The sequence below is a fragment of the Bacteroides sp. An279 genome (assembly GCF_002159615.1).
GTDB classification, from domain to species: Bacteria; Bacteroidota; Bacteroidia; order Bacteroidales; family Bacteroidaceae; genus Phocaeicola; species Phocaeicola intestinalis.
On record NZ_NFJA01000138.1, the window covers coordinates 1 to 5,947 of the forward strand.

A 5,947-nucleotide genomic window follows, 5' to 3' on the forward strand; every position below is an offset into this window, starting at 1 on the left:
CGCTCCTGTTCTTCGTCAGATAGCCCGCTATCTTCCTCATCACAGAAGCGGAAATGCCTCAAAAACTCATCCCAAATCATCGCACGATAAATTCAAAACAGCTTCTTAACCAACTCTCCTGTTAACCTGTTCTTATCGTCTGTCAGTTTCACACAATATCCTTTAGGCAACTGCAACGGCACATGATTGCTTTTTTCATACATCGAGCAATAATGCTGATACGTGTTTGTATCGCATCCGGCAAATAGTTTTTTGAAATAGTGCAACGTGGTAAACTGCTCTCCGCAAACCAACAAATAAAGACGATAAGGAAGATTACTTTTGCCTTCCTGCAAAAGCACAAAGAAAATGAATTGACAGAGAGAGGTGTATCTTCTTTTCATTGTTTTGCGATTAGTTCACGAAACAAAGATACACAATTAACGCTTTTGTCCAAGCAGCCAGTAAAAATATTTTTCGTGTTTGTCTTTTGGTTTGTCTTTTTGGGCTTAGTTTAACCGTGAAATACATGTGTCTTCCGATAATGGCAGTACGGATACCGGGAAGAAGACAATCGGGGATATGTTGTTATCGTACAAAAAAAACGGGTAAACCCATTGAATGGTTACCCGTTTTTATAAGCACTTTTACTTTCAATTCATTTTTCATCAGAACCGGAAACGGTCGCTTTGTCCATAGATGGCATTTGCACTCCATTCCAGATTCTTCTTGATTTCTTTCAACAAACTTTTTACCCTTTTCATAATGTTATCCTTTCTGTTTAGTTAATCTGTTTTATGTTGTGATCTATGTTTTACAACACAAATGTAATGCCTTCTGTTCAAAAGAAGCGCGGATAGTGGGATGAAAATAGGGTAAAATGTCTATTTCTTGACTTGCGTCAAAAAATAAATGTGCCTTTTGTTGCCGGATTGAAACAAACTGTCAACTTGGCAGGTAATGCCGGAATAACTGGCATGCCTGTTATTCGTTTATAAGCAAAGACGAATCGCCATAACTTAGAAATCGGAAATCGTGTGACAGGGCATAATCATAAATGCGGTGCCAATCGCCTTTCACGAATGCCGAGACCAAGAGCAGCAATGTGCTTTGGGGCTGGTGGAAGTTGGTTACCATACGTTTCACTATTTTATATTCGTAGCCCGGAGCGATGATAATCTGGGTGCTGGTGTGAAGTGCCTCCAGTCCGTGCCGGTCCATATAGTCGAGGATGCATTGCAATGCTTCTACCGGAGTAAGGGTAGGATGCGTTTCGTAAGGTTGCCATTGTTTTACATGCAAGTCGGCATCATTTGCGTCCGGATGCTGGTGGAGGGTTACACCTATATAATATAGACTCTCCAGTGTACGTACCGATGTGGTACCTACGGCTATGGCTTTCCCTTGGTGTGCAATGAGCTGTCCGATGGTGTGCCTTGATACCGAAATATATTCGGTATGCATTTCGTGTCCCGATATTTCTTCGCTTTTTACAGGCTTGAAAGTACCGGCTCCCACATGAAGCGTCACTTCTTCGAGGTCGACTCCTTTGGCTTTCAGGGCATCCAGTACCCGTTGGGTGAAATGTAGTCCTGCCGTAGGTGCAGCTACCGAACCTTTTACCTTTGAATATACCGTCTGATAGGTCACTTTGTCGCTTTCCTGGGTTTCCCTATTTAAATAAGGAGGAATGGGCAGTTCGCCGAATACTTCCAGAATGTCGGCAAATGTCACGTTTGGATTATTCCACTTAAAGTCTATCCAATGGCTGGTGCCCCGTGCTTCGCCGCGTGAAGCAGTCAGGATGACGTTTTGCCCTTTTATGGTCATTTGGCGCGACAAGACACCTTCTTTCCATTTTTTCAGATTGCCTATCATGCAAAGCCATGCTACGTGTCCGGTTTGCTGGAAGTTCAGTGCATAATCGTTAGGTTGGATGGGTTCCAGACAAAATATTTCTATCAAGGCACCGGTCTCTTTCCGGAAGTGCAGCCGTGCCTGAATGACTTTGGTATTGTTGAATACCATCAGCATGCCCGGTTCGATGTAGTCGGGTAAGGAGGTGAATCGGGTTTCATTGATATTCCCGTTGCGGTACACCAGCAGTTTCGATTGGTCGCGCACCGGAAGCGGAAACTTAGCGATGCGTTCTTCGGGGAGCGGATAGTTGTAGTCGCTGATGTGGATGTGTTTGGTATCTTCCATTATTATGTTATATCTTTGTAATTGGAAATTGTGTGCAAAGGTAATTATTCTCATCTGCATACGCAAGTATTCTTGCCGGCGGCTGGATATATCTGCGCACGGAAGGTGGTATATTTGCTTCTGCATCGGGGCGCAAAGGAGGAGAAATCTTCTTTTTGGGAGGATTATTTTAAAAATGATAAAAATCCACGTCCGGAAAATACCGTATCTGTTCGGTTTTTTTGTATGTTTGTTTCACGAAAAAAGTGTTGCAGGACGTTGCAGTCCGAAGGCAGCCGCGTGGATAAGTGGACGCATCCGGGCATATGCGGTACGCCCCTGCATGGGATGTTTGTGGATATTCAATTAAAAAATAGAGATGCTTATGAGAAAATTATTGGTAGCAGTAGGAATTTTGTTGCTTGCCGGTTGTGCGCAGCAAAAGACCCAGGAAGGATTTCCTGTTTTTCAGAACATGGGTAATCCGTTGATAACGGATAAGTTTACGGCAGACCCTGCTCCGATGGTGTATAACGATACTCTTTTCCTGTATGTAGGGCATGATGAGTATTATGAAGGGCAGGATACCGCTTCGGGTGGAAAGGAATTTAACATCACAGAGTGGCTGTGTTATTCTACGACGGATATGCAGACATGGACCGATTATGGTTCGGTATTGAAACCTACCGATTTCAGTTGGGCGGTAGGTGAGGCATGGGCTTCTCAGGTGATAGAAAAAAATGGTAAATTCTATTATTATACCACCGTGCAGGGAGGAGAGCCTTATGTAGGAAAGGCAATAGGGGTAGCCGTAGGTGATTCGCCTACCGGTCCTTTCAAAGATGCTATCGGCAAACCTCTGGTATGTGATACCATGACTTCCAATGGGGCACGCGGCTGGTGGAATGATATCGACCCTACTGTTTTGATTGACGGAGAGGGTCAGGCATGGATGTGCTGGGGAAACGGCACATGTTTCCTTGCCAGGCTGAAACCGAATATGACAGAGCTTGACGGCGAGATTCAAGTGGTAGATTTGCCGAAATATGTGGAAGGACCGTGGTTGCATAAGCATGGAGACCTCTATTATCTTACTTATGCTTCGATGGGGGTTGACAGGGAAGTCGTTTCGTATGCTACTGCACCTTCGGTTGCCGGTCCGTGGACTTATCAGGGGGAAGTGACCGGAATGGCGGAAAACAGTTTTACCATTCATCCGGGAATCGTTGAGTTTAAAGGGAAATGGTATCTGTTCTATCACAATGCCACGCTTACGCTGGGAGGACATGAGGGTGCCATAGGGCGTAGAAGTGTGTGTGTAGAAGAGTTGTTCTACAATTCGGACGGCACCATAAGAGTGGTGGAACAGACTAAAAAAGGAGTAAGCAACCTTTCTAAATGATTGGAAGATATGAATATGAAGAAATTATCGATTATGCTGGCATGCATTGGGGCATGGTCGGCAGTAACAGCTCAAACTTTGCCGGAAGGTACACCGGCACAAACGAATATCCCTGAAGCGGACTATCCGTGTGTAGATGCCTCATCAAGGGCTACTTTCCGTCTGGATGCTCCTGAAGCCCGAAATGTCCAGGTGGATATCTGTGGGAAAAAATGGCCGATGACGAAAAATCCGGATGGAGTGTGGAGTGTGACCACAGACCCGCTGGTAGTAGGTTTCCACTATTATTTCTTGTTGGTAGACGGAGTAGCCGTCAATGACCCGGCAAGTGAGACTTTTTTCGGGTGTGGCAAGATGGCAAGCGGCATCGAAATCCCCGAATCGCCCGAGGCAGCTGCTTATTATACGTATGACCAGTCTGTCCCTCATGGGCAGGTACGCGAATGCCATTATTATTCTTCCGTCGAACAGAAAGAGCGCAGATGCTTTGTCTATACTCCGGCAAATTATGAGACAGATGCTTCCCGCCGTTATCCGGTATTGTACCTGCAGCATGGAATGGGCGAGGACGAACGTGGCTGGAGCCGGCAGGGGAAAATGGCTGATATCCTCGATAATCAGATAGCTGCTGGAAAATGTGTGCCGATGATAGTGGTAATGGATTATGGAAATTGTGGTTATATACATGGAGCCAGACCAGGAGAGTCGCGTGAAGAATTCGGGGCATCATTCACTCCGATTTTGCTGGAAGATATTATTCCTTACATCGACAAGACTTTCCGTACATTGACCGACCGTGATAACCGTGCCATGGCGGGCTTGTCGTGGGGAGGACACCAGACTTTCCAGACCACTTTGGCACATTTGGACAAGTTTGCTTATATCGGGGCTTTCAGCGGTGCCATTTTTTTGCCTCCGGAAGCAGATATGCGTAAGGTATATAATGGAGTGTTTGCCGATGCCGATGCTTTCAACCGCAAGGTACATACATTGTTCATCGGGATGGGTTCGGAAGAAAATATGGGCAGCAGGGAGCTGAGTGAGAAACTGAGTGCCATAGGTATTAAAAATACGTATTATGAATCTCCCGGAACGCATCACGAATGGTTGACATGGCGCAGATGCCTGAATGAATTTTTGCCTTTAATCTTTAAGTCTGACAAATGATGAAAACTTTACTTGTATCTTTGTTGCTGGCAGTTGCAATGACCTTATCTGCCCAAGACAGGAGCGTCTCAGGGGGCGAACGTTCAGTGTTGAGTGTACGTGCCTCTCAGTATCCTCGTATCTCAGCCGACCATCGTGCTTCTTTTAAAGTCAAGGCACCGCATGCAAAGAGTGTGCAGATAGATTTAGGAAAGAAATATGATATGGTGCGGGACGAAAACGGGGAGTGGACCTGTACAACAGAACCTTTAGGTCCGGGTTTCCATTATTATTTTCTGGTAATTGATGGAGTGCCGGTGGCAGACCCTGCAAGCGAGTCTTTCTATGGATGTAGTATGATGACCAGCGGTATAGAGATTCCTTATCCTGAAGGTGACACTCGTTTTTCTTTAGCAGATGTACCTCATGGCGAGATTCGGATGAAGCGGTATTTCTCGAAAACGGCAAATGCATGGCGAAGGATGTTTGTTTATACACCTCCTTGCTATGAAAAGTCTTCTGTATCCTATCCGGTGCTTTATTTGCAACATGGCGGAGGAGAGGATGAACGTGGCTGGTCGCAACAGGGATTGACGGATATTATTCTGGATAATCTGATAGCCAGAGGCGAGGCTGTTCCGATGATTATCGTTATGCTGGACGGTAATACCAAAGATTTTAATTCGGAACTGTTCAACGACTGCATTCCGTTTGTGGAAAAAACGTACCGGGTAAAGGCTGACAAAGATAGCCGGGCGTTGGCAGGTTTGTCAATGGGAGGTATCCAGACTTTGAATGCATGCATTACCCATCCGGAGTGTTTTTCTTATATAGGCGTATTCAGTTCTGGCTGGTGGGTACAGTCGCGCCACGGTATGCCGGCACATGAAACCGAAAAATATTATGAGAAATTGAAAGCACATAAGGATGAGTTTAACAAGGGCTTTAAGCAGTTCTGGTTTTCGATGGGCGGAAAAGAAGACATTGCTTATCAGAATTGTCAGGCAATGTTGAAGCGTTTCGATGAGATAGGCATTCGGTATACATATTTCGAAACGCCGGGTGGGCATACATGGCCGGTTTGGCGTGAAAGTCTTTATCGCTTTGCACCATTGTTGTTTAAGTGATACTAAGAAGCTGTTTTGAATTTCTCCAAAAAGTTTTTCTTGGCTTGATGTATCCGTTTTCGTGTGTGCTTTGGGCGATTTTTTGGTCCTTTTCGCTCCTGTTCTTCGT

5 protein-coding genes are annotated in these 5,947 nt (G+C 45.3%); 3 read left to right on the plus strand and 2 right to left on the minus strand.

The annotated features are described in order from the left end of the window. Positions 1-92 precede the first annotated feature (92 nt). A complete protein-coding gene (locus B5F78_RS15640) occupies positions 93-383 on the minus strand; it encodes a hypothetical protein (RefSeq protein ID WP_022038618.1) in 291 nt (96 codons plus the stop codon). Between the two features lie 580 nt (positions 384-963). Further along, the gene (locus B5F78_RS15645; protein ID WP_087407169.1) at positions 964-2,187 is read right to left on the minus strand and encodes an S-adenosylmethionine:tRNA ribosyltransferase-isomerase; all 1,224 of its coding nucleotides are present in this window, start codon (positions 2,185-2,187) and stop codon (positions 964-966) included. A 361-nt stretch (positions 2,188-2,548) separates the two neighbouring features. Here B5F78_RS15645 and B5F78_RS15655 point away from each other — a divergent pair, with 361 nt between their 5' ends. Genes B5F78_RS15655 through B5F78_RS15665 form a run of 3 tightly spaced genes read left to right on the plus strand, consistent with a single transcriptional unit; the run spans position 2,549 to position 5,838 of the window. Then, the gene (locus B5F78_RS15655; protein ID WP_087407168.1) at positions 2,549-3,565 is read left to right on the plus strand and encodes a glycoside hydrolase family 43 protein; all 1,017 of its coding nucleotides are present in this window, start codon (positions 2,549-2,551) and stop codon (positions 3,563-3,565) included. A 9-nt stretch (positions 3,566-3,574) separates the two neighbouring features. Further along, positions 3,575-4,732 carry an alpha/beta hydrolase-fold protein gene (locus tag B5F78_RS15660; RefSeq protein ID WP_022038614.1) on the plus strand — a complete coding sequence of 386 codons (1,158 nt, stop codon included), beginning with the start codon at positions 3,575-3,577 and terminating at the stop codon, positions 4,730-4,732. After that, positions 4,729-5,838, plus strand: a complete 1,110-nt coding sequence (locus tag B5F78_RS15665; RefSeq protein WP_087395575.1) for an alpha/beta hydrolase-fold protein — start codon at positions 4,729-4,731, stop codon at positions 5,836-5,838. Before B5F78_RS15660 ends, B5F78_RS15665 begins: the two co-directional genes overlap by 4 nt. Positions 5,839-5,947: the final 109 nt, after the last annotated feature.